This window comes from Xenorhabdus eapokensis, assembly GCF_001908105.1.
Genome location: NZ_MKGQ01000001.1, coordinates 58,863 through 85,184 on the forward strand (window position 1 = coordinate 58,863; position 26,322 = coordinate 85,184).

At 42.7% G+C, this 26,322-nt stretch carries 17 protein-coding genes and 2 tRNA genes; 9 read left to right on the forward strand and 10 right to left on the reverse strand.

All coding sequences use genetic code 11. The annotated features are described in order from the left end of the window. Nucleotides 1-4: 4 nt before the first annotated feature. The 5 genes from yfiR to pgaA form a co-directional block, all read right to left on the reverse strand. A complete protein-coding gene (yfiR, locus tag Xedl_RS00225; protein ID WP_083600247.1) occupies nucleotides 5-619 on the reverse strand; it encodes a regulatory sequestration protein YfiR in 615 nt (204 codons plus the stop codon). Nucleotides 620-707: 88 nt separating this feature from the next. Next, a complete protein-coding gene (gene pgaD, locus Xedl_RS00230; RefSeq protein WP_074022070.1) occupies nucleotides 708-1,130 on the reverse strand; it encodes a poly-beta-1,6-N-acetyl-D-glucosamine biosynthesis protein PgaD in 423 nt (140 codons plus the stop codon). Then, nucleotides 1,127-2,458, reverse strand: coding sequence for a poly-beta-1,6-N-acetyl-D-glucosamine synthase (pgaC, locus tag Xedl_RS00235; protein ID WP_074022071.1), 1,332 nt, complete (start codon nucleotides 2,456-2,458; stop codon nucleotides 1,127-1,129). Before pgaC ends, pgaD begins: the two co-directional genes overlap by 4 nt. Further along, a complete protein-coding gene (pgaB, locus tag Xedl_RS00240) occupies nucleotides 2,451-4,487 on the reverse strand; it encodes a poly-beta-1,6-N-acetyl-D-glucosamine N-deacetylase PgaB (RefSeq protein WP_074022072.1) in 2,037 nt (678 codons plus the stop codon). The genes pgaC and pgaB overlap by 8 nt, the downstream gene beginning before the upstream one ends. Before the next feature lie 10 nt (nucleotides 4,488-4,497). Then, nucleotides 4,498-6,996: a poly-beta-1,6 N-acetyl-D-glucosamine export porin PgaA gene (gene pgaA / locus Xedl_RS00245; RefSeq protein WP_208605011.1), complete on the reverse strand. Its 2,499-nt coding sequence runs from the start codon at nucleotides 6,994-6,996 to the stop codon at nucleotides 4,498-4,500. Nucleotides 6,997-7,824: 828 nt separating this feature from the next. Between pgaA and menD the strand changes: the two genes are divergently transcribed. From menD to Xedl_RS00275, 6 genes are all read left to right on the forward strand, one after another. Beyond that, entirely contained in the window at nucleotides 7,825-9,498 is a 1,674-nt protein-coding gene (gene menD / locus Xedl_RS00250; protein ID WP_074022074.1) for a 2-succinyl-5-enolpyruvyl-6-hydroxy-3-cyclohexene-1-carboxylic-acid synthase, read from the forward strand. Continuing rightward, nucleotides 9,459-10,277, forward strand: coding sequence for a 2-succinyl-6-hydroxy-2,4-cyclohexadiene-1-carboxylate synthase (gene menH / locus Xedl_RS00255; protein ID WP_074022075.1), 819 nt, complete (start codon nucleotides 9,459-9,461; stop codon nucleotides 10,275-10,277). The genes menD and menH overlap by 40 nt, the downstream gene beginning before the upstream one ends. Then, nucleotides 10,277-11,134: a 1,4-dihydroxy-2-naphthoyl-CoA synthase gene (gene menB, locus Xedl_RS00260; protein WP_074022076.1), complete on the forward strand. Its 858-nt coding sequence runs from the start codon at nucleotides 10,277-10,279 to the stop codon at nucleotides 11,132-11,134. Before menH ends, menB begins: the two co-directional genes overlap by 1 nt. Nucleotides 11,135-11,148: 14 nt before the next feature. Then, nucleotides 11,149-12,129: an o-succinylbenzoate synthase gene (menC, locus tag Xedl_RS00265; protein WP_074022077.1), complete on the forward strand. Its 981-nt coding sequence runs from the start codon at nucleotides 11,149-11,151 to the stop codon at nucleotides 12,127-12,129. Next, nucleotides 12,120-13,541 carry an o-succinylbenzoate--CoA ligase gene (gene menE, locus Xedl_RS00270; protein WP_074022078.1) on the forward strand — a complete coding sequence of 474 codons (1,422 nt, stop codon included), beginning with the start codon at nucleotides 12,120-12,122 and terminating at the stop codon, nucleotides 13,539-13,541. The genes menC and menE overlap by 10 nt, the downstream gene beginning before the upstream one ends. A 123-nt stretch (nucleotides 13,542-13,664) precedes the next feature. Then, nucleotides 13,665-14,207 (forward strand): YfaZ family outer membrane protein, encoded by a 543-nt coding sequence (locus Xedl_RS00275; RefSeq protein WP_074022079.1) that lies wholly within the window; start codon nucleotides 13,665-13,667, stop codon nucleotides 14,205-14,207. 66 nt (nucleotides 14,208-14,273) lie between these two features. Here Xedl_RS00275 and tyrP read toward each other — a convergent pair whose 3' ends face one another. From tyrP to Xedl_RS00290, 3 genes are all read right to left on the reverse strand, one after another. Further along, nucleotides 14,274-15,419, reverse strand: a complete 1,146-nt coding sequence (gene tyrP / locus Xedl_RS00280) for a tyrosine transporter TyrP (RefSeq protein WP_422645886.1) — start codon at nucleotides 15,417-15,419, stop codon at nucleotides 14,274-14,276. A 428-nt stretch (nucleotides 15,420-15,847) separates the two neighbouring features. Further along, nucleotides 15,848-15,923: transfer RNA gene (locus tag Xedl_RS00285), tRNA-Thr, on the reverse strand. A gap of 6 nt (nucleotides 15,924-15,929) precedes the next feature. Continuing rightward, nucleotides 15,930-16,017 (reverse strand) — tRNA-Ser (locus Xedl_RS00290). Between the two features lie 212 nt (nucleotides 16,018-16,229). Here Xedl_RS00290 and rcsD point away from each other — a divergent pair. Further along, entirely contained in the window at nucleotides 16,230-18,977 is a 2,748-nt protein-coding gene (gene rcsD, locus Xedl_RS00295) for a phosphotransferase RcsD (protein ID WP_074022081.1), read from the forward strand. A 1-nt stretch (nucleotide 18,978) separates the two neighbouring features. After that, nucleotides 18,979-19,629 (forward strand): response regulator transcription factor RcsB, encoded by a 651-nt coding sequence (gene rcsB / locus Xedl_RS00300; protein WP_074022082.1) that lies wholly within the window; start codon nucleotides 18,979-18,981, stop codon nucleotides 19,627-19,629. An 81-nt stretch (nucleotides 19,630-19,710) separates the two neighbouring features. Here the strand turns inward: rcsB and rcsC are convergent, their stop codons facing one another. Together rcsC and gyrA are read right to left on the reverse strand one after the other, a co-directional pair. Continuing rightward, on the reverse strand, nucleotides 19,711-22,551 hold the full coding sequence (rcsC, locus tag Xedl_RS00305) for a two-component system sensor histidine kinase RcsC (protein ID WP_074022083.1): 2,841 nt from the start codon (nucleotides 22,549-22,551) through the stop codon (nucleotides 19,711-19,713). 176 nt (nucleotides 22,552-22,727) lie between these two features. After that, nucleotides 22,728-25,352, reverse strand: coding sequence for a DNA topoisomerase (ATP-hydrolyzing) subunit A (gene gyrA / locus Xedl_RS00310; RefSeq protein ID WP_074022084.1), 2,625 nt, complete (start codon nucleotides 25,350-25,352; stop codon nucleotides 22,728-22,730). Nucleotides 25,353-25,560: 208 nt separating this feature from the next. Between gyrA and ubiG the strand changes: the two genes are divergently transcribed. Continuing rightward, complete coding sequence (gene ubiG, locus Xedl_RS00315; protein WP_074022085.1) at nucleotides 25,561-26,295, forward strand: bifunctional 2-polyprenyl-6-hydroxyphenol methylase/3-demethylubiquinol 3-O-methyltransferase UbiG; 735 nt, start codon at nucleotides 25,561-25,563, stop codon at nucleotides 26,293-26,295. Nucleotides 26,296-26,322: the final 27 nt, after the last annotated feature.

Genomic DNA, 26,322 nt, shown 5'->3' on the forward strand with positions numbered 1-26,322 from the left:
TAGATTATTCCACCTTACGAGCCAATTGCAGGACATTCGGATGTACGCGCACGCCGCTGCGCGTCAAAATATCAAGATTGAGGCTAAATGTTGCCTGAGCGCTGTTAATGTTGAGGCAAAATGCACTGCCAATTTCACAGTTCGGGTTATTTTCAGCAATGGTAAGCAATGGCTTGTCATTTTTCAGGTTGACCACCTGGTGTTGAAGTTGTGGATCGACTTGACCATAGTAAATGACATCACATCTTTCTATGAGTTGTTCTACGTTGAAATTGAGTGTTTCAACTTGCAGTTCTGTGTGATCAGAAATCATATCAATGTGGGTTAAGGCGCTAATGTAATTGGATGGGGGAACCAGACATAAGTGCAGGGTAGTCGGTGTCATAGGCCAGTGGGTATAACTGATAATTCCAGAAACTACCCGCGCAACATTTTCGTTGTGTGCTGTTTTTTCATTGATTATTTGTTTTTTATTGGTATCAGCCATAGCCATTACTGTTGAATTACATGTGACGGTGATTAAGCATAAGGTCATTAATACCCATAGAGATGGTCTGGAAATACAGCGTTTAAAAATAGCGCGTTTACAAAGATAATGAGTCCGTTCAATCACTTTCATATCGGGTTCCAGTATTTATTTTTCACATTGGAAATCTAATTGATACCGTCAAGGTATAATTTCATTTTTAATAAATAGATGGTTCTTTTTATATCGATACATCTTCATTGATTCCTATTATATGTCCATGATTGTCATACGTGATACTGGAAACCTTGCTTTGCCTTAAGGTATCTAACCACGCTTGTTCCAAAGTAAAACTCTGGGCTATTTCAGCGTGAGTTAATGTTGGTCGATGACGACGGCGTTCGATTCTAAATCGATGTTGGTTGTATTTTGCCCAGCCAATGAGAAAAAATGCATTAAATATGGCAATAGCAATATAAACGGCGACGGTTCCCAGTTCTGAAGTCAATAATGTCGAAATAAAAGGCTTAGGGTCATTATGGACGGTATAAAATAATCCCACTATGAATAAATAGATAAAACCCGCCCAAGCCAGAATGGTCAATAGAATATCAATTAAACGAGGCCATAACCTTTGTTCAGTAAAAATCAAGGGTTCTTTCATGATTCGATTCTCTCTATTCCCCTGTCAGGGCTTTCCCAGCGAGCCCGTTTTCTGTGTACTTTAAGCATTACTTTGGGAAAAGATACCAAGGTCGTAAATAGGTTTAGCATCCAATAGACCATCGGATACCAAATCACCCAGAACAGCGATGAAGCAACGTGTTTTTCATAGCGTCGTTCAATCAATAAACTGACGGTAAACTGGATCAGACAGGTAGCCGCCAGTACCAATCCCGTATACCCAGGTGGAAATAGTGTATAGACGCGAATGTTTTCCGGTAATGTGAGGAACATGCCGAGCAAAAATAAAATGATGGAAAGAGCAAATGTAAATGACCAGATAACGGAACAGCAGAATTCAGCAAATAACACCCACATGCGGCGATATTGCCATGACCACAATTGACGCAGGTTTTTCAGGAAAACTTCGGCTCCACCCTGTGCCCAGCGTAACCGTTGTTTCCATAGTCCCCGTAGGGTTTCAGGCATCAAGATCCAGCAGATGGCGCGAGGTTCGAAAAAGATAGACCAATGGTGTAACTGGAGTTTCCAACTCACATCGATATCTTCTGTGATCATGTCGTTACTCCAATACCCCACATCGGCCAATGCCCTGCGGTTAAAGGCTGCAACAACACCTGAAACGGTAAAGACTTGACCATAAACCCGTTGAGTACGTTTGATTAGGCCAATGATGGAGGAGAATTCTCCAACCTGAATGCGACCAACTAAGGTGGAGCGTGTACGAACGCGCGGATTACCTGTAACAGCCCCAACACGGGGATGATCAATCATGGGCTTGACCAGCCAAACCGCCGCATCGCGATCTAACAGAGCATCCCCATCAATGCAGACCAGATAATCACTCTTCGCGGCAGCAGCACCCGCTTGAAGTGCAGTCGCTTTGCCTTGATTCTGTTTCAGGTGTATCACCCTCAAGGCTTGATGCTGTTTTGCCATAGCATTGAGTTCCTCTGCGGTGCTATCGGTTGAGCCATCATTAATAGCGATGACTTCAATATTGGGATAGCGTTGGTTCAGTGCTGCCAGCAGTGTTTCGCGAACATTTGGCCCCTCGTTGTAGCAAGGGATCAAAATTGAAATCAGAGGTTCACCTGCAAGATGCGGGGCTTCTTTATCAATGACTTTCCAATGCCTTTCCCGATAGAGCCAGAAATAGATCCCTCCTGAGATCCAGATGGCCGACATGAACAAAGGCCAGAAAAAGACAAAGTTCAGCATGACTTCTCCGGTAAAGGTGATAGCGATGCCAAGGGGGATGCTCAATACAAGGCAGAGCACTATAAAAGCAATAATACGATCAATCATTAAGTGGATACCATTCAGGAGAAAGAACAGGGTGAATCTCATTCATTTCTGGTTGATTGTTGAGAAAGTCATCAGGGTAGTAACCGAAACTCTGTGCGCCATTGAGCTGTAACCGACGCATCCATTCTGCTAATTGGTGCCCTGGAATTGCTCTTTTATCCAGTGGTTTGCGCCAATCTACGGATTGCAATTCAAAGACAGTTTTGTCCAGTGCCTGTGGCCGTTGTGCAATGGTTTTCACCAATCGGGATAACCACTGATTGCTTTTGGACAGCGGCACATTTTCCATCAATGGCATTGCCATTGGGGCAACCCAATCGTAGTGAGTAAGGAAATCATCCAGATTTTGGGCAAACCACGTTTCGCTGTCCGGTTCTAGAATGGGCAGGGCAAAAATATTGCGCGCAGTTTTGAGCTGATAACCCCGTACTGATTTGAGTTCTTTGGTTAATTCGTGAGTAAAATCAATCAGGTATTGGCTTTTGAACCGTGTCCAACGGGCAAATTGTTCTGGATCTTGCCGAATTTCTGCAATCGAGGCAGATAAACCTGCGGCCTGATAAACTTTGATGGCATCTGCGCCAGAATCTTCAAAATCAGACATAACGGCATCATCGTGATACAGGATGCCCTGAAAAATGGCATGAGAAGCCAAATCTTGATAAATCTCTTTGATCCTTTTACGGTTTTCTGGGTTATAAGGCGATAAGCGCCGATATTGTGTCGGGTTTATAAACGGCGAGTTGTGACTTTCGTCATAGCTCATTACCCGCGGGAGTGAAGGTTCCAGCTCAAATGCCAGAACAGGCATCCAGGCATAAACTTCAATATTCAGGCGACTGTGCAGTTGCCAGGAGACACGGTTAAATAAGTCGGCGCGCATTGGCAGCCAGCGATTAGGAAAGTAGAGCTCACGTACATTGCCATCGCCTTTGGCATCAGCAAAGGCTTGCAGGAAAACGGTATTGACGCGCATATCGGCAATGCGCTGAACCAGCTTGTCGAGGTTCCGGGCTTGTTGAACGGGGTCAGGATCGTAAACATAGTCCAGATCAATATGGGCAATCCGTAAGATCTGTTTATTCTGTACCTGGATCACCTGCTCGGCGAACTCTTTCAGGGAAGGGTTATGTGTGAGCAATATACGCGGAACATTATCAAGATTGTTGACGTTCGCCAGCCCATTGTCCAGGGTCAATGCCATTTTGTAGCCATAGCGTTTGGCTATTTCCAGTGTTACACCGCTATCTATGCCATAAGGCCAAATCCAGACTCGTGGCGGCTTGCCTGTAGCAGCGGTAATTCTTTGGGTAATAGTAGCAATATCTTTTTCCATTCGCTGGCGAAACGCTTGTTCACTTTCATAGTTACCTGTTTTTGGATTGTAAATGCGAACGGCCGCCGCAGGCTCTGTATTGCCTTGTGGATTAGCGATAGCGCCATAATGATGCTGATAAGTATGGGAGCCAATTTCTACTAAACCAGAACGGGACATTTCAGCTACCTGTTCCCAGGTCGTGAAACGCTCCCGCGCTACCTTCAATCCACCAAAATCCACGGGTTTTTCGGCGGGTGCATCAACCCAGATCCCAACCGGAGCCAGAATGGCTGGCCAGTTATAGGCTTTCAGCAGCGGAAATACACGATGGTAGAAACTGCTATAGCCATCATCGAAAGTCAGCAATACGGCTTTGGGCGGCAAGGGTGTTCCCCCCTGATTGGCAGTGAGAATTTGATCGACAGTAATCGGCTGGTAGCCATTTTCCCGCAGCCAGGCAAACTGATCATTCAAGGCACTGGTACGGACTGACATAAAACGCTGATCTGCTCCATCATCTTCGACGTCATGGTAAGCGAGCACCACAAAACCATTTTTAGGCCAAGGGCGTTCATTCATGGGAAGCGGTCGTTGCGCTGGTGGAACGAAATCAGGTTTTTCTGCATATGCCAGCATGCCAAATGGGGAAATCAACAGGCTAATCAGCAGTGCCGATATCATCAACCAATGACGAAAAATGTTGTGTATCATAAAAAATCCTTTAGAACCGATAGATTAAATCAAAAGCAGCTTGCAGATTACGTTCGCGTTTACCGTCATAAGGACGTTTATCCAGCGTGAGCCTTACTCCTGCATCAATAACATCATTCCATGTAATACGTTGGCCATATCCCACCCTTGTGATCAAGCCGTTGCCATATCCTCGCTGCCAATATTGCCCAATGCCTGCCACAATTTGCTGACTCCAGACGGTTTGATAGTGCCGATACATGATGTGATCTGCTTCTAGCTCAGGCAGTAATGTAAAGTCGCTTTTGGGATTGAAATAGGGGGTATTTTGCCGGGTATTGTGAGTTGTACTCAGTTCCAACTGCGCATCGATCTTTAGGTAAGAGGCGGTATATAGACGTTGAAGGCCGTCAATGCCATATTCAAAGCGATGGTTACCATCTGAAAAGAATGCAGGGGCAAAGCGAGCACTCCATTGGCTGCGTTCGCTGTATCGCCAGCGAGTGTAAATTTGTCCGCCATTGGCGTGAATATTATTGCTCAACGTACGCAGGGGGGTATTACGAGCCAGGCGTTCTGCGGAACTACCCAGTCGCCATTGATCATTGAAGTCATACCAGGCTGCGATTCGCAATCCTGTCTTGTTGCCATGACGATAATGACGTGCAGAAATTTCACCTTCCAGCCAAAGATCCCGTGAACGCCACTCTACACCGCCGCGTAAATCACGGCTCAAACCTCGGCCTTCTGGAAATTGACTGCGATTGTAAGCACCACCAGCAAATAAGCGCCAATTATCCTCAAAAGGAGGGCTATAAAGTACAGTGTCAATATCTGAACTGTGTTTGCCGCTTTCTGGATTATCTGAATTAATACCTTGATTGACCTTAATTTGCAGTTCTGACATATGATACACATTGCGCAGACGGTCAAGGCGTTTAGCGAGCATATCTTCTGGTGCGCGGGTTATCACATCATCAGCCAGCAAATCCATCTGCCGCCATTCTTGCAGGGCAAGGGCGGTATAACCTTGCTGGATTTCCAACGCCAGATTGCGGTGATCGAGTCCTTCAATTTGCTTCAATTCACTCTCGGCACGACGTGGCCAACCGCGATCCAGCCAGATAGCCGCCAGATCAATCCGTAATTTCTGGTTTCCGGGGGCAGTGCGGGCTAAATGGGTAAAGCGTTTTTCTGCTTCGGCAAGATCTGCCTGTAATTGTGCAGATTCCGCTAAAAACTGCTGCCCTTGTAGCCAGTCATCATTGGGAACACGAATGGGAGAGCCAAAAACATTAAGCATGTAAGGATTGCGTTGCTTGATATCGGTAGCAAGTTGTTGGGCTGCATCCAGACGCTCACTTTCCACATTCGCATAAAAAAGAACAATATCATCTTCAAGGGGGATATTGGCTGATGATATTTTCCCTGACGACGAGGTATTTTCAGCAGGATGATTCAAAGAGGAATAGTTCAAAGAACGCAGAATACTCCGTGCTTTTTCTGGCTGGCGCAGATTCAGGTAGGCTGCTGCTGCCCATTTCTGCGCATATTCAGGGATATGTATGCCCTGTTTCTGCAAAGCCAGATATTCATCAATGATTTCTTGCATCCGATAGCGAGAAAGAAGGGCACCAAGCCGATCAACCCGCGCCTGTTGGTGATCTTGTTGTGCATCAGGCAGGTTGTGCCATTGATTAAGCATCTGCTCGTAGCGTGCAAGGGCCCTGTCAGCAATGTCAAAGCGCTCTTTTTCACTACGATTAGGGATCATTGATAAACGAACCAATTCTGCGGCGGCGTCGGCTTCCAGCCTGCGCAATTGCACCGAGGTTAATTGTGTCGTGTGCTGTTGTCCCAGGTGCCATGCTGGGTCACTGATCCGATGGTTTTTCAGGCTGAACAGATAGTCTTGGGTGACTTCTTGATTGTCGGGAAACCGTTTATGCGCGATAGAAAGCATTTGCATGGCATCCCATGTCCGACCAGCAGCTTGGTCAACGTAGGCCATCAAACGGTAATTCGCCGCGTCAGGCTTATCAGCCAATAAATTTTTTGCTAAACGGCGGGCTTCTGTATCTTGTTTGGCATCGGCGAGCGTCATAATAAGGCCGGCTTTGGTGTCTCGGTTTTGTTTGTCCAAAACCAGGGCTGTACGCCACATCTGTATTGCTTGTGACCACTGGCGTTGGTTGCGATAAGCGCGGGCAACCGCTGAAAGCCCTCTGGCGGGTATAGCCATTGCGTGATAGCGTTGCCTGAGAGCAATGACTTCATCATCATATCCAGCCCAGCTTGCCACTTGTAACCAATCAGCAATTTGTGAGGAAGAAAGACGATGTTGTTTTTCTTCCTGACGGATATATTCGAGCATGGGGTTGGTATTACCATTTCTGGCTTGTTGAATTAATGCATCGTAATCTGCCTGAGCGGATTCCATTGTTGTTAAACAACTTAATGATATAAATAACGATAACAACTTATACCGATATCTATGAAAGCCCATCGGACGGAAATAAAGGTATGACACGCTATCCCCTTTTTATACTGCTTCTTTATTTTACAAATAGCAGAACCAGACGGAATTGAGTTTAATTTAAATTAAGATGAATTTTTGCATTCTTCATTTTTGAAGAGGCGAAATAATACGTATTGTGTGAATTTATATCAATGGGAAAATTTCGATAAATAATTATGGATATTTGGTTTTCTATTGGTATAGTGTCTATTTGAAATAGTGTATAAAGATTATATTTGTGTTTTGAAATTACTTTAACTTGTTTTAAATCAACTGGTTGTGTTTGTGCTTTTCTGTTGTATAACTATGTTGAAAAATAAGGATTAATATTGGTGTTGATTTCAATAAAAAAACTTAGACTAAGTGTAAATATTTTTTATTACCGAAGGGTGAATGTTTCTGATTGTTGATATTTTCATTTGAAATAAATTAGTGGAATTGTATTAATGAATTTTTTCAGTATAAAAATGTGGTTTATTCATCGTGCCATGACTATATTTCGAAATTAAATGCTATTTTTAATCTCCAAAATAGTCGCTTAAAATATGATGGAAATATTATCGGATAGCGAAATGGATATTCTAATATTTTATTTTGTGTTACTGATTACATGTAAATTTAAAAACAATATTGCATGAGTAATTTTCATTGGTAATTGTATGGGTATTGTTATCACCTGATTTTATCTTTCACACTTATAGCTAAAATATCACCAATTAAATGACAATTTCTTGAACTAAGATAAGGAAATCGTTTTTACCCGCATTAAGATCAAAACCGCCTTATATAATTGTCTCTTATTCTTTAGCATCATTTTTAAAAGAAGTTTTTGAGCATTCTATGTCAAACAGCGCACTTAACCGCCGCTGGGCGGAACTTTTATTGGAAGCATTAACCCGCCACGGATTACGCCATATCTGCATTGCCCCCGGCTCTCGTTCGACACCATTGACATTGGCTGCCGCAGAAAACCATAAGTTGATCTGTCATACCCATTTTGATGAGCGCGGATTGGGATATTTGGCTTTAGGATTAGCAAAAGCGAGCAAAGAGTCGGTTGCGGTTGTTGTGACGTCTGGAACAGCCGTTGCCAATTTGTATCCTTCCTTAATTGAAGCGGGATTGACGGGAGAACGATTGGTATTTCTCACCGCAGACAGGCCACCTGAACTCATCGATTGTGGTGCTAATCAAGCTATTCGTCAGGTAGGCATTTTTGCTTCCCATCCCGCGCAAACGTTAGCATTGCCACGGCCAACCACAGATATTCCCGCCAGTTGGTTGGTTTCTTCCATTGATAATGCTATATCAAACCTGAAACAAGGTGCTCTACATATTAATTGTCCGTTTGCGGAGCCTTTGTATGGTAATGAGATGACGGCACATCAAGATTGGTTGCAAACATTGGGTGAGTGGTGGCGAGGAAATGAGCCGTGGTTGGCTCAGCCAGCAATGCATACCACAATCAAGGCCATTGATTGGGATATCTGGCAGAAAAAACAGGGAATTGTACTGGCGGGGAGAATGAGCGCAGAAGAGGGCAAATATGTTGCCCAATGGGCAAAAGAGATGGGATGGCCGCTGATTGGTGATGTGTTGTCCCAAACGGGGCAGCCTTTGCCATATGCAGATTTATGGCTGACTCACTCCCGCACCCAGGAAATTCTGGCGCAAGGGCAATTGGTGATCCAATTTGGCGCCAGCCTGACAGGTAAGCGGTTATTGCAATGGCAGGCTAAATGTCAACCTGAGCAATATTGGATTATCGATCCGATTGCGGGCAGGCTTGATCCTGCGAATCATAAAGGGCGTAAATTCACTTGCAGCGTGACTGATTGGTTACGGGAACATCCTGCTTATTCACAAGCACCTTGGGCAGATGAATTGAATTTGTGGTCAAAAAGCGCATGTCAGTGTGTTGAAACCAAGTTGACGGGAGAATTTAACGAGGCAGCGGTTGCACATCAATTGTCCCAATTGTTGCCGGAGCAGGGACAATTGTTTGTCGGTAATAGCTTGATTGTGCGTTTGATTGATGCTTTGGGACAGCTTCCTGTGGGGTATCCTGTCTACAGTAACCGAGGTGCCAGTGGTATAGATGGGTTGATTGCAACCGCAGCCGGCGTTCAGCGGGCAACCAATAAACCGACACTCACGATTATAGGTGACATCTCCGCCCTCTATGATCTGAATAGCCTGGCTTTATTACGCAATCTTTCTGCTCCCATGTTATTGATCATAATAAATAATAATGGCGGGCAGATTTTTTCTCTGTTACCCACACCAGAGGAAGAGCGCCAGCGTTTTTATTGTATGCCGCAAGATGTCAATTTTGATCATGTTGCTGCCATGTTCGGCCTAAACTATGCGGCACCCCAAAATTGGCCGGAATTAAAACGGTGTGCCCAACGAGTATGGGATCGTAAGGAGACGACATTGGTTGAGTTAAAAGTTTCAGGCAGTGAAGGCGTTATATGTCTGCAAGAATTACTGACACAGGTGGCGGCTCTGTGAAACTAAACTGTCGAACATTTCATTCACATAACCAAGGGATATGGTTAGTGTGGTTACATGGGTTCTTAGGAACAGGAGACGATTGGTCCCCTATCATAGATGCGTGTGATCGGTATCCTTCATTGGTTGTTGATTTACCTGGACACGGTAATTCCGTCGATGTGAATTTGACTGGTGGTTTTGCCGAGATGAGTGAATTGCTGATGGCAACCTTGGCCGAGTATCAAATCAATGATTACTGTTTGATCGGCTATTCGCTGGGAGGACGAATAGCTATGTATCATGCGATTTATCGCAAACAGGATGGCTTGCACGGGTTGTTGGTGGAGGGAGGAAATCCGGGGTTGTTTTCCCAGCAGGAGCGTGATGTGCGATTGCGTAATGATCAGCATTGGGCGCAGCGTTTTCGTCAAGAGCCAATGATATCAGTCTTGGCTGATTGGTATCAACAACCGATATTTGCTGATTTAACAATGGCACAGCGTAAACAACTTATTCATCTGCGTAGTCAAAATAGAGGAGCTTGTATCGCAGATATACTGGAAAATACGTCCTTAGGGCGCCAACCTTGGTTACTCCCTGCTTTACAGCAAATATCTATTCCTTTCTCTTACTTATGTGGAGAAAATGATCATAAATTCCAGAGCATAGCGCAGCAACATAGGCTGCCATTAACCACCATTCCGCAAGTTGGACATAATGCTCATTATGGCAATCCTGTGGCTTTTGCCAGCGCAGTGAACTGTTTTTATCATTTTTTGGTTAAGGAAACACAATAATGCGTTACCCAAGCGAAGAAAAATTGTATGCCCCTATTGAATGGCAAGATTGTTCCCAAGGGTTTGAAGATATTCTCTACCATAAATCCGCAGACGGCATTGCCAGGATTACGATTAATCGCCCACAGGTACGTAATGCGTTCCGTCCCCTGACCGTCAAAGAGATGATTCAGGCGTTGGCAGATGCTCGTTATGACGAGGCAGTTGGGACGATTATCCTGACGGGAATGGGTGAAAAAGCGTTTTGTGCCGGAGGCGACCAAAAAATCCGTGGTGATTATGGTGGTTATCAAGATGACAGCGGAGTACACCATCTGAATGTATTAGATTTTCAACGGCAGATCCGTACTTGTCCAAAGCCTGTCGTTGCTATGGTTGCGGGGTATGCCATTGGTGGTGGTCATGTGCTGCATTTGATGTGTGATTTGACTATCGCGGCAGATAACGCCATTTTCGGTCAAACAGGCCCTAAAGTCGGTTCTTTCGATGGCGGTTGGGGAGCATCGTATATGGCGCGGATCGTAGGACAGAAAAAAGCGCGTGAAATCTGGTTCCTGTGCCGCCAATACAATGCCAAAGAAGCATTGGATATGGGACTGGTTAACACCGTTGTGCCTTATGCCGAACTGGAAAAAGAAACTGTGCGTTGGTGTCGTGAAATGCTGGAAAACAGCCCAATGGCGTTGCGTTGCCTGAAAGCGGCATTGAACGCAGATTGTGATGGTCAGGCGGGTTTACAGGAATTGGCGGGCAATGCCACCATGTTATTCTACATGACCGAAGAAGGGCAGGAAGGGCGCAATGCGTTCAACGAAAAACGCCATCCTGATTTCAATAAATTTAAACGTAATCCCTAAAGCTGTCATCCATCATGCGTAAAGCAACCCTATACCAATTCAGTCTGCCAATGGAGGCAGGCATTATTTTGCGTTACCAGCGCCTGAAAACCCGTGACGGTTTTTTGGTGCACTTGCAGGAAAATGGACGAGACGGTTGGGGAGAAATTTCCCCATTGCCTGAATTTAGTCATGAAACGCTTGAACAGGCTAAAGAGTCGGCGCTGGAGTGGCTGCAACAATGGTGTTTGGGCATGCAGCCAGAAGAGCGCGATCTTCCTTCCGTTGCGTTTGGCACAAGCTGTGCACTGGCGGAATTGCGGGGAGAATTACCTGAAACAGCCAGTTATCGCAAGGTGCCGTTATGTACGGGCGATCCCGATGATGTGATCCGGCGTTTGGGAGAGATGACAGGCCAGAAGATTGCCAAGGTGAAAGTAGGGCTGTATGAAGCGGTACGGGATGGCATGGTCGTTAATGTCATGCTTGAAGCGATGCCTGATCTTCAGTTGCGGTTAGATGCTAACCGCAGTTGGACACGCACAAAAGCAGAGGGTTTCGTTAAATATGTCAATCCAGATTATCGGCATCGAATCGCTTTTATCGAAGAACCCTGCAAAACCCAAGAAGAGTCTCTGGTATTTGCCCGTGAAACGGGTATTGCCATTGCGTGGGATGAAAGTGTCCGTGAAGCTGATTTTACGCTGGAAGCTCAGGAGGGCGTCTCTGCTATTATCATCAAACCGACATTGATAGGCAGTATTGATCGTTGCCGTCAATTAATTATCAAGGCTCATCAGTCAGGAATAGAGGCAGTGATAAGTTCCAGTATTGAAAGTAGCTTTGGCTTGACGCAATTGGCTCGTCTTGCCCAATGGCTCACACCTGATTCACTTCCGGGTCTGGATACTCTGGATCTTATCCAGTCACAACTTATCCGTTGTTGGCCAGATAGTCATATTCCGTGTGTCATGCTGGATAAGCTGGTCATGGTGTGGAGTTATAAATGTCAGTAATAGAGTGGAATCAATGGCCGTGGCAGCATTGGGCTGCGGCCTTGCCTGAAAAACAGGCCATTCAGTTATATGATGAGCAACTTACCTGGCATCAATTAACGCAAAGAATCAATGCTATGGCTGCCCGTTTCCACCAACAGGGCGTTGTCGAGGGTAGTGGTGTGCTCCTGAGAGGCAAGAACAGTGCAGAACTTCTGTTGTGTTACCTGGCTGCCCTACGATGTGGCGCCAGAGCGTTACCTCTTAATCCTCAATTACCTGATCGATTGCTGGTGGAGCTATTGCCTCACCTCAATATGGATTATGGGGTGGATTTCACAGACTCACCTTCGCTTGCCATTCAAGTAAAAGAACTCGAATGGCAACAAAAGTTTCCGGTGAAACATAATGATTGGTTGAAAAGTAACCTTCTGGGGTTGTGGGAAAGTCAACGTCCTGCCAGTATGATCTTGACCTCAGGCTCTTCTGGATTACCTAAGGCGGCGGTACATTCCATTGGTGCTCATCTTGCCAGTGCGCAAGGCATTCTTTCCTGCATGGATTTTCAGCCAGATGATAGTTGGCTACTGTCATTGCCGCTGTTTCATGTTTCAGGCCAGGGGATACTTTGGCGCTGGTTACAAACAGGCGCAACATTAGTGCTGCGGGATTTACAGCCATTGGATCGTGCGCTATCTGGGTGTACCCATGCATCACTGGTACCGACCCAACTGTGGCGTTTGCTGGAACAACCCTGTAATTATCCATTGACGCTAAAAGAAGTACTATTGGGAGGCGCCATGATACCGACATCACTGACCCAACGGGCTGAGGAATTGGGTATTCGTTGCTGGTGTGGCTATGGGTTGACTGAAATGGCATCAACTGTTTGTGCAAAACGGGCTGATGGGCTGCCAGGGGTAGGTAATCCACTCCCTGGAAAATCCATTCGCTTAGTAGAGGGAGAAATTCAGATCCGCGCTGACAGTATTGCAAGTGGCTATTGGTTTAATGGGGAATTGAAGCCATTGGCAGATAACGAAGGATGGTTTTCAACTCAGGATAGAGGCGTATTTGAACAGGGAGAATTACGGATCTCAGGACGTCTCGACAACCAATTTTTCAGTGGTGGGGAGGGCATTCAGCCAGAAGATATTGAGCGGATCATTAGCCAACATCCTCAAATTGAACAGAGTTTTGTGGTTCCCATTCCTGATATTGAATTTGGTCATCGGCCAGTAGCAGTGATTGAAACCCAAAATCCTGCACTAACAGAGACAATTATTGATTGGCTGGCGGATAAAATCGCAGCTTTCCAACGGCCTGTTGCCTGCTATGTGTTACCTGTCCAACTGAAAAATGGGGGAATAAAGGTTTCACGCCAACAAGTTAAGCAATGGGTAACAGAGATAAATAGTAAACATAATAAATGATAACGTCATTTACATATCTTTATAAATATAAACGTTTCCTTGCTTTTGTCATCTATGTCGCCACGTCGGTTTAAGTACAATATCTTGGCTCATATGGGCATTTACTTATTAAAGGACAAAATTATGAAAGGCTTTATTGCTATTGGTGCCGCTAGTTTACTTTTTATAGCTGGCTCAGCAAATGCTCTCTCTATAGATGCTCAGGTGGGGAAACACAGCACAAGCACATCAGTGGGGATTGGTGATAAATATGCTGGCCTGTCTCTGACGGGTAACTGGACTCGTAGTGATCACAATGGTCAGCTAGGTAGTTTAGGTTTAGGCTTCGGTCTGCCATTTGGCCCCTTAGCTGCAAACGTCGGCGCGAAAGGGCTTTATTTGTCTCCCAAAGATGGGAAAGATGGGGCGGCATTGGCTGTTGGCGCTGGCCTGAGTTGGGCCGTGACTTCTTCCTTATCCCTGTATGGTGAGGCTTATGGTTCACCATCAGGCTTAACGTCAGGAATGGATTCTTATACTGAAGCTACAGGGGGAGCGCGTTATACATTTTTCAGACCTCTGAGTGTAGATGTTGGCTACCGTGTCATTGACATACGGGGTAGTCATGGTCATCGTAATCATAAGGTTTCCGATGGTTTTTATGTTGGCGCTGGTTTTAGTTTTTAATTAGACGAAAATGCTGCAAGGTTATTCGCATTAACATTGATGCGAATAACCTTAGACAGGATAAATTTACCCCACGTTTGGCAATGCACCTGTAACAATACCAATCTGAATGGCAATAACTGCGAGCCCGCACAGGAACACAAAGACTAATGCCGGCTTACCTCCTCTGACACGATAACCTTCCTTGTTTTCTTCACGGCTACGCCAAACCAGCAGGCAAGGCAATAACAGCGCGAGAATGGAGAGGGCGACAGCCGCAAATGTCAGTGCCATCACAAAATTAGGGTAATACAGCGCACAGAGCAATGGTGGAGCAAAAGTCATTAACCCTGTTTGTAAACGTCCTTTGGCGTGATTGCTGCGCTTAAAAAGGTCAGCAAGGTAATCAAACAACCCTAAGGCAACGCCGAGAAATGAGGTGGCTAGCGCCAGATCGGCAAATAGATGAACAGCAAACTCCACTTTAGGTGAAGCGACAATTTCTCTCACCGCTTTCAATAACCCATTCAGGCCAGATTCTTGTGCAAGAATGCCAACAAATGTATTGGAAGAAATCGCGCCGAGTGTCACCAATTGCCACAGAATATAAGCGAACAGTGGAATAGCACTACCGATGATAAAGATTTTCCGTAGTTTGTTAGTATCACCTTGCATATAGGTAACGATGCTTGGCACACTACCGTGAAATCCGAATGAAGTAAAAATAACAGGGATGGCAGAGAGTGCTAATCCTTGCTCAATAGGCATGGAGATCAGATTGATTTTATCAACATGAGGCATCATTACGCCGAGTACGATCACCAGAAAAACAATTTTAGCGCTAAACAGCAGGCGGTTAATAAAATCGACAGATTGGGTTCCAATACAGACTACCCCACCACCAATAATGGTAAAAATACCGATACCGGCAGAGACAGAAACAGGTTTATCTAACCAAGAAGAGAGGGAGCTCGCCAGTAATTCACCCGCACCACTAATATAAGCTGTTGTCAGGGCATACATAAGGAAAAGCATACTGAATCCGGTCAACACCTGTCCACCTAACCCAAGGTAGCGTTTCGCGACGGTTCCTAACCCAGCATTAAACTTACTATATTGATACACTTCCACGAGCAAGAGTGCGGTATAACTCATCAAAGCCCACAGGGCGATTAACATAGCCAATGTAGTTCCAAATCCCACACCTGCCGTTGCCAATGGCATTGCTAACATTCCTGCGCCAATCGTCGTTCCAGCAACGATAAAAATACTGCCAATAGTGCGATTTTTCACGCGATCCTCGTTTCTGAATATGTTGAGAAATAGTTATAAGGTCAGCAGGTTAAATGATTGATTTATGTCTGTCAAATTTACAATACACAAGGTGTAAATAAATAATTACACTTTGTGAGGCATTGGGTAATTCGTTATCGAGCTATGTGATTCGGAGAAAATAACTTAGCAAGCAGAAGCATATTAAGTTAAAAAATAACCAGAAACTTCTTTGTTGAGTAACATAATTTATTAGTATGTCAAATAACTTTGTAGTTTGGAATTGTAAATTGAGAAGGTAGAAAAGGAAGAAAATATATGCGTAAAACTTTTGTTTGATACATAAAGAAAAAACCCGCTATCTACTTTATAGATAACGGGTTCTTATATGGTGCCGGCTACCGGAGTCGAACTGGTGACCTACTGATTACAAGTCAGTTGCTCTACCAACTGAGCTAAGCCGGCGAAATCTGGCGGAAGGATAGAGATTCGAACTCTAGGATGGTTTCCCATCGGCGGTTTTCAAGACCGCTGCCTTCGACCGCTCGGCCATCCTTCCATGGCGCGAGATTATGCCTATATCGTTTTGATGTGTCTAGCCCCTAAAGAAAAAAAATCGTGTTTTTTTTACTGTTTGCTCAATCTTCGATCTGTAATGGCCTTTTCATTGGCTAACCTGCTAATATTAAGTACAGCATACCGGCTTATTTATCGACGGGTTGATGTCGCATTGACCAAAATATATTCATACTAAAGGCAACCATCCAAAGAATGTATAAACAACCACCTATCAAGCCATCCGCTATTCCTCGTTTTTACGCGTTATTTGTTACTTTGCTTTTTACGTCTCTATTTTTATTCGGGTATAACTATTTTGATATTTGGCTGATGGAGAAAAAATATGCTATCAGTAGTGTAACAGCTAAGATGAGATTGCAGATTAAAGATTATCGTTACCATGCAAGTCATATTTTTGCTCAGTCAAATACTCTGCCAGTCTCCTCTCAGGAGAATATGCCATTGTTTAAATTGCGTCCCGATGTTTATTGGCTAGAAAATCGTTATCATTCTGTTGATGCAATTATTTTTGGTCAATATAACGACTCAAGTATCCAACTTGCCCAGCATTTATCCAGCTATTTGGATATTCTCTGGGGGGCTCATAATGAATATTTGTCTATGTACTATCTTAATGGACAGGATAATAATTTATTATTGATAACAACCTATCCGATTCTAAAACCAGAAATCAGGTTCAAAGAGAGCTATCTGACTCTGAACCCTGAAATCAAACGCACTGAGATGTTGGAACAATCATCCTCATTAGATGAAAAAGAGAGCATTTCCTCCATTAATGTATTGCGTAGTGAAAATATTTATTTCTACACCTATAAAGCTGCATTTAATGTAACAGGGCAATTAACCACCATTATTGCTTTTGATTTACCCATTAATAACCTTTTGCCGGTTGATATGTCACCAGCAAATTTCCGTTTGGATGCGCTCAACTTACATGAATCTGATGCTTCCGATAACGTTGAGGTTTCGTTAAATGGTTTTTGGCTCGAATTTTCTCAACCTCTTGATGTCGTGCCGTATAAGTTGATTTACCAAGTCTCATTGAAGGCACTGATTGTAGATTTGTTACTCAGGAATGTCTGGCTCTTGCTTTCTATATTGCTGTTCTTTCTGTTCTCTTTGAGTGGATTATTGTATATCCGCAGGCGATATATTGCACCGAATGCTTCCATGGTTCATGAACTGAAAATTAAAGACACCTTAAATAGGGATATTATCTCTAATATCACTATTGGAGTCGTGGTTTATAATTTTGAATCAAATCAAATAATGATAATTAATAAAGTTGCAGAGCAGTTGATGCCCCATCTGGATTTGAATAAAGTTATGGCTATGGCACAACAACATCATGGTGTAATTCAGACATCCATTGATGAAGCCGTTTATGAAATAAAAATTTATAACAATAGTTTATTACCAGAAGCTTACCTGTTTTTACTGCAAGATAAAGATCAGGAAGTCATGGCAAATAAGCGATTGCAATTTGCCCATAGGGAGTATGATAAAAGTATTCAGATCAGACGTTCTATGCTTGCAAATATTAATAATGAAATAAAGCATCCTATTAATAGTATTAATAATATTGCCAACCAATTGCAGCGATTGTCACAAGATAAAAATAAACAAAAATTATTGGATAAGTTATTAGATAAATCAAAATATATCAATGAATGGCTTAATAACATTTCATTGATCAATGAGTTAGAGCTAGGAGATTGGCAGCCAAATAATGAAATATTTTCCCTCTCTTCACGGTTGGAAAATATTTTGAAAGAGGCTTTGCCAATATTAAATGCTAAAGGTTTGAGGGTTTATTATCACTTTAATATTTCTCGTGAATCTTTATTCACAGGGGATGGGGTAGCATTAAGTAAAATTATTACATTGTTATTTAATTATGCAATAACGACGACCAGCTATGGTAAAATATCATTGGTTGTTAGTAGCAATCGTTCAGGCAAATATGACAATTATATTCAAATTGAGTTGATGGATAGTGGTGCTGGTTTAAGTGAAAGAGATTTAACCAGCTTAAATTATCCCTTTCTGAATCAATCAGTGGAAGATAAATATTCTACCCATTCTGGCATGACTTTTTATTTGTGTAATCAGTTGAGCAAAAGAATGGGAGGAAACCTGGATATTAAAAGTAAGTTAGGGCTGGGAACACATTATGTTATCAATTTGCCCTTATCACAACACGATGAAAATAGCGAAACCCCTCAACTTTTGGAAGGGATCACAATTTTAATTGATATCCATAATCCTGAGATCAGCAAAATCGTCCATACTTATCTCAATAATTATGGTGCAGCATATCTTGATAAGAGAAAAGAAGATATTACGGAAGAGTACGACATGATCCTTATGGATAGGCCGTACAAAGAAGAAAAGCAGTACAAACAGGAAAAACCAACTATATTATTAGTGGGGAGCTTAACAGGATTTAAGCAGTTGAAGCCAGGAATGGTTCAATGCAATTACAATCTTGCTGATGATATTATCAGTGCAATATCGTTTCTGGTTGAAGAAAATTTCAGTTTAGATGGATCAAAAGAAATTGATGAAATCTCTAAACCAGCAGGTGATTTAGTTAAGAATATTGATTTGCTTGATGATGTTGATAGCAGTGTTTGCAATATCCTCAGAAGTTATCAAACTCAGTTGGCAAACAGCGATTACAGGAAGTTGTTTATAGAGACAGTCCCTATGGACATTAGCAGACTGTATACTGATATAGACCGACATGATTTGATATCACTTTCGCAAACGGTACACCGCCTTAAGGGTGCGTTTGCTATGTTGGATTTGAAATTTCTTAGGTCATCCTGTGAGGCATTGGAAAAACACATAGCAGACAATAATGAAATAGAAATCAAAAATAGCATCAGCTTCCTTGATTCCTTTGTCATAAAGCTGTTGCAGCAAGGTAACCAATAATATGAATAACCTTAATGTCATTATTGCCGATGATCATCCCATCGTTTTGTTTGGCATCCGCAAGTCACTTGAACAAATCGAGTGGATTAATGTGGTCGGTGAATTTGAAAATTCAACGACGCTCATTAATAGTTTGCCACATATAGAAGCAGATGTTCTCATAACAGACTTGTCAATGCCTGGTGATAAATATGGTGATGGTATCACCCTGATAAAGTATATTAAGCGTCATTACCCAACATTGGCAATTGTTGTTCTTACAATGAATAATAATCCGGCTATTTTAAGCGCCATACTTGAGCTTGATATTGAGGGGATTGTGTTAAAGCAAGGAGCACCAACAGATTTGCCCAAAGCACTTTCTGCTTTACAAAAAGGGAAGCAATTTACACCTGAAAGTGTGTCTAAGTTACTTGAAAAGGTTAATGCCAATGGATATGGGGATAAACGTTTATCTCCTAAGGAGAGCGAAGTCCTGCGTTTATTTGCTGAAGGTTTTCTTGTTACTGATATTGCTAAAAAACTCAATCGCAGTATTAAGACAATTAGTAGCCAGAAAAAATCAGCTATGACAAAACTGGGAGTTGATAACGATATCGCATTGCTTAACTATTTATCTTCTGTCACTATTGACAAAGATATTGTTAATTAATCAATAGGTTATCTTTTTTAATGAAAAATCGGTAACCGTGGTTACCGATTTTCCATCACTCAGGGTTCAGTGTGTATGAGTTTAAATATCACTGTATTTAATTAATGTTTCTTTTAAAATAGCCAGTGATACAGGTTTTGACAGACAATCATTCATGCCCATATTAGCACAACGTTGTTTTTCTTCTGCCAGTGCATTGGCCGTAATACCGATAATGGGTTTGGCATAACCTTTGCCCCTCAAGTATTGGGTCAGTTCATAGCCATCCATATTGGGCATATTAACATCCGTTAGAATAATATCTATTGTGTGATTTTTCAGATACTCAATGGCTTTAACACCATCATTAACCATTGATGCACTAAACCCTATTGAATTTAATTGATCAACCAGTAAATTCTGATTAATAGGGTGATCATCAACGACTAATACTTTAATTTCATTTAAGTAAATATCGGTTTGGATGATTTTATCTGTAATAGGAATTGTTGATGATACAGAAATAACGGGCAAAAAATCCCGTCCTGATAGGAGGTTATCCAGCATACTATCCAGTTCATTCAGTTCATAAGTGTTATATAACCAATAATTTTCTCGAATTTGTTTTGGTGAACCACTATGTTTTTCTGATATTTCTATAAAGTAACATACAAAACTGTTTAGTTTATTAGCTTGATCGCTAATTAGTATTTCTGTGCCATCGAGTTGGCTTTCGTCATAGAGGGCAACCTGGAAATGATTTTGTGTAAGAAAATTTTGCAAATATTTTTCCAGAAAATCATTATTAATATTTAACAGAATTCTTTTTTGTGTCCGCGGGTTGGATAATTGTTTGGTATGATATTTCACGCCATATAAAGGGAGACGGATAGAAAAGATACTGCCAACATATTTTTGTGAGACGAATTCAATATCACCATCCATCAAGTTGATAAGTTTTTCACAAATAGCCAAACCTAATCCTGTACCTTGTGAGGAACTTTCTTTATTGGCACTGATTTGGAAAAAGGGCTCGAATAATTGAAGTTGTAACTTATCCTCTATCCCAAGTCCGGTATCTTTAATACTGACATACAGATAGCCATGCCTTGAGCTGATTTCAATAACAACGTAGCCAGATGTTGTAAATTTGATCGCATTGTTCAGTAAATTGGAGATAATTTGTTGTAACCTTACAGGATCATTACGGATGATATCGGGGACATCTGGTTCAATATAGCAATATAAACCTAAGCCTTTTTTGGCAATCAGGGGGAGGTAGTTTGAAATCACATGGGATAGGATCTCTTTGCAATTGAAATCCTTGGGTTCAATTTTTAATTGATTGGATTCTATTTTCGAGAAATCAAGAATATCACTGATAATTTTTAGTAATAGTGATGATGAATTATTCATTGTTGCCAGTAATCGGGCGGATTCTGGGGGTAATGTATGAGACTGCATCAACTCCAGATTACCAATAATGCCATAAAGTGGAGTCCTTAATTCATGGCTGACTGTGGCAAGAAACATTGATTTTGCCTGGTTAGCTTGTTCTGCTGCTGAAGCCATTTCCTGCAATGATTTTTCCATTTTTACACGAGTGCTGACATCGATCAGTACACAAATTGCGACTTCTTCATTGCGATAACGTGAGTGTACGAAGCTAATTTGCAGATGATTATTGTTACTGGTGACAACATCAATATAGCTGCTATTTTTATCGCAAATAATATCGACAATCCGTTTTTGATCTTCATACGTCAACATGCGAGTGTAATCATGTGCTAATTCATTACTCAAAATGTTAACCCCATCGCTGATCCTTAAAATACTTATCCCGACTGGGGCAGAGGCGACAATTTTATGGTTAAATTGCTCATGCTCTTCAAGGCGGATAGCGTTTTCCTCTGCGGGAGAAAACATTTTACGTTCAAATAACCAACCAAAAAAGATAATTGCCATCGCAGAAATAATATTCAAGATAATGCCATTAATGACACTGATTTTCAGTTCATCATAAATATGTTTTAGCGGTAACGAATAGATAATACGTAATGAAGAAGGTGATAAGTTCCGCATTAATACCAAGCTGGTAAAATCCTCATCGTAACCAAAATACGTGGGTTGCAAGTTGGGATTGATAGCAAGGGATTTATTATGCGTTTTTATCGAATATTGCAATTCGGGTTGGTCTGATTCATTTAGCATCGTGATTGTGATAGGCCGATCCCTTCTTTGCAAGAAAGAGTCTAGCCTGATAGATTTTTCAATACCTATGATGCCTGTCATGTGCCCATTAATATAAATAGGCGTAAAAACATAAAGGTTACCACCATCCGCTTTGGGGTTAGGTTGGATCCAAAAGAGCGCTCTTTCATTGTTTTGTTCTCTCATGTTGATCAACCTGCGGGTATTCTCGTAGATCATTTTTTTCAGTGCATCAGGTTCGGTAATATTGTTATGAGGGAAAAAACTCACCATGCATTTGCTTTTTACCCCAATGAAAAAAGCCTGATTTATACTGCGTATAGCGGCAACATTTTCTCCCCAAAATGCAATCAACTGATCTAATGAATATAAATTATTATGTGAGGTTCGCTGTAATAGCTCACAATTGGAACTCTCATTCAAAGGAATGTACGAAAGAATATCGTTATTATGTGGTACGATGGTTTGGTTTCTATCATTATCTTGTGATAAGCGCTGTTCCGCCATAAATTGAATATCTCGCAAGATATTAGCAATATGTCGTATATGAGAAAAGGCTATATCGTAGTTGGCATTATATTCTTGACGAATATCAGATTTGAGTGCATTAAAAAGATTGGTCAAATAAAAGCTGGTTAATAAGGCGCCAAGCGCCCATAGCATAAATCCAAGCACCCGAAAAAGATAACGTGATATCTTTAATGACGTCCGAAAAGAAGATAAATATCTCAAGAGATCGCCTGATGAAATATATGATTAATAATAACTGCTTACAGCATATACTAGTGTAGCAGGGAATACAAAGTAGCATTTGCATCTTGCTAATTCTTCGTCAAAAAATTGAACAAAAAAAGCAGGCACTTAAATGCCTGCCATTGTGATTTACTCTTTTTTAACTCGCTACTTTTTTATTCACTATTCCCTTCATCAGAAGGCGCTGCGATATTGTCATTTTCATCATCGTCATCTGGCTCAGCTACGCGCTGTAAACCAACGACTTCTTCGTTTTCGGCTGTGCGGATCAGGGTGACGCCTTGTGTATTGCGGCCAACAACACTGACCTCAGAAACACGGGTTCGTACTAATGTTCCTCCATTAGTAATCATCATGATCTGATCAGTAGGTTCTACTTGAATTGCGCCGATAACCTTGCCATTACGTTCGCTGACTTTGATGGAAATGACGCCTTGGGTAGCCCTGGATTTCGTCGGATATTCGCTTTCGGCGGTACGCTTGCCGTAACCATTTTCAGTGACGGTCAGGATTTCTCCTTGTCCACGAGGAATGATCAGGGAAACAACTTTATCGCCTTCACTGAGTTTGATACCACGCACCCCAGTTGCAGTACGTCCCATTGCCCGTACACCTTTTATGCGAACAGTACCATCTTCCAGCGTTTCTTCCTCTTCTTCGAGGAAACGAACGACTTTACCTTGCGCAGAGAACAGCATGACCTCGTTGCTACCATCTGTCAGGTCAACGCCGATTAACTCATCCCCTTCATTCAGATTTACGGCAATGATACCGGCACTGCGTGGACGGCTAAATTCGCTGAGCTTGGTTTTCTTAACAACACCACTGGCTGTTGCCATGAAAATATTCAGCCCATCTTCATATTCACGCACGGGTAAAATAGCTGTAATACGTTCGTTTTGATCCAATGGCAGAAGGTTGACAATTGGGCGACCACGGGCACCACGGCTTGCTTCCGGCAATTGATATACCTTCATCCAGTACATCTTGCCCTTATTTGAGAAGCAGAGAATAGTGTCGTGGGTATTAGCGACCAATAAACGCTCAATGAAATCTTCTTCTTTGGTACGTGCGGCTGATTTGCCTTTGCCGCCACGACGCTGGGCTTCATAATCAGACAGTGGTTGATATTTGACATATCCCTGATGAGACAGTGTAACCACAACATCTTCCTGATTAATCAGGTCTTCAATATTGATGTCCGCTGAATTTTCGGTCAGCTCAGTCCGGCGGGCATCGTTGTATTGTCCTTTGATAACCAGCAATTCTTCACGAATGACTTCCATTAAACGTTCTGGGCTTTCCAAAATGAACAGCAATTCCGCGATAGCTTTCAGCAAGTCACGATACTCATCAAGCAGTTTTTCATGCTCAAGGCCGGTCAGTTTTTGCAGACGCAGATCCAAAATAGCCTGTGCTTGTGGTTCGGTCAGGTAATATTTACCGTCACGAATACCATACTGTGGTTCCAACCATTCAGGACGGGCAGCATCATCACCTGCTTGTGCCAGCATAGAGGCAACATTGCCCAATTCCCACGCCTGGGAAATCAAGCTGGCTTTCGCTTCAGCAGGTGTAGAGGCTCTCCGGATCAATTCGATAACAGGATCGATGTTCGCCAGGGCAATAGCTAATGCTTCAAGGATATGGGCACGTTCGCGAGCTTTGCGCAGTTCAAAAATTGTCCGGCGTGTAACGACTTCACGGCGGTGGCAAACAAACGCAGAAAGAATATCTTTCAGGTTAAGTAATTTAGGTTGTCCCTGATGCAGAGCAACCATGTTGATACCAAATGAAACCTGTAATTGGGTCAGTGAGTACAGATTATTTAGGACAACTTCACCAACAGCATCACGTTTTACTTCGATAACGATGCGCATTCCATCTTTATCGGATTCATCACGTAGTGCACTGATCCCTTCAATGCGCTTCTCTTTTACCAGCTCAGCTACCTTTTCGATCAGGCGGGCTTTATTGACCTGATAAGGGATTTCACTGACGATAATGGTTTCGCGGCCATTTTTTTCATCAGTTTCAATTTTTGCGCGGGCGCGGATATAAATTTTACCACGACCTGTACGGTAGGCTTCCTGAATGCCACGGCGTCCGTTGATGATAGCAGCCGTCGGGAAATCAGGGCCTGGGATATGTTCCATCAAGCCTTCGATGCTGATGTTTTCATCATCGATATAAGCCAGACAACCATCGATCACCTCAGATAAATTATGAGGTGGAATGTTGGTTGCCATACCGACTGCAATCCCTGATGAACCATTCACCAGTAAATTGGGGATACGGGTTGGCATTACCTCGGGAATTTGCTCTGTGCCATCATAGTTGGGCACAAAGTCGACAGTTTCTTTTTCCAAGTCTGCCAGCAATTCATGGGAAATTTTTGCCATGCGCACTTCGGTATAACGCATCGCTGCCGCAGAATCGCCATCTACTGATCCAAAGTTCCCCTGACCGTCAACCAGCATATAGCGCATGGAGAATGGTTGTGCCAGACGAACAATCGTGTCATAAACAGCGCTGTCACCGTGTGGATGGTATTTACCGATAACATCCCCAACAACGCGGGCAGATTTCTTATAAGGTTTATTCCAATCATTTCCCAATACATTCATCGCGAAAAGTACGCGGCGGTGTACTGGCTTCAGTCCGTCCCGAACATCTGGCAGTGCGCGTCCAACAATAACGGACATCGCATAATCCAGATACGAGCTTTTCAGCTCTTCTTCGATATTGACCGGTGTGATTTCTCTGGCAATGTCGCTCATGGAGCCACTGTCCCTCATACTCCGAATTCAAAGGCTTAAATTATACCACAAAATGGCAGTTTTATAAAAACCTGACGCGGGTATTTCAAGATTAAGGCATGTATAATAGTTTCTTATCACACATCCCCATAATACTGTTACATTTTCTGTGAATCAGTTTGCTGTGAACCAGTTTGCTGTGAAGCAGTGCCTAGGAGCGATATTGCTGATGAACGCCAAAACCCCTGATTCACCCATCCAATCCCATGCCAATGTGGATCAGCAGGAAATCGAAAAATTTGAAGCCGTTGCTTCCCGTTGGTGGGATCTTGAAGGCGAATTCAAGCCATTGCACCGAATCAATCCACTGCGTTTGAACTACATTTTGCAACATGCTGACGGTCTCTTTGGGAAAAAAGTGCTGGATGTTGGATGTGGTGGCGGTATCTTGTCGGAAAGTATGGCGCGTGAAGGCGCGGAAGTGACAGGGTTGGATATGGGTTTTGAACCCTTGCAAGTTGCCCGTTTGCATGCACTGGAATCCGGCGTTTCCGTTTCTTATATTCAGGAAACGGTAGAAAGCCACGCACAACAGCACCAACATGCTTATGATGTGGTGACCTGCCTGGAAATGCTTGAACATGTGCCAGATCCAGAATCTGTAGTTCATGCCTGTGCCAAATTAGTCAAACCTGGTGGTCATGTTTTCTTTTCAACGATTAACCGCAACCGAAAAGCCTGGTTGATGGCCGTTGTCGGCGCTGAATATATATTGAACATGGTGCCAAAAGGAACACATGATGCGAAAAAGTTTATTCGTCCCTCTGAACTGATCAATTGGATTGATAAGACTACTCTGAAAGAACAACATATTATTGGTTTACATTACAATCCGTTAACAGATAAATTTCGACTTGGTCATAATGTAGACGTGAATTATATGTTGCACACCCGATCTGTCTGACAAAGGCCGTTTAGGGATTAATAAAAC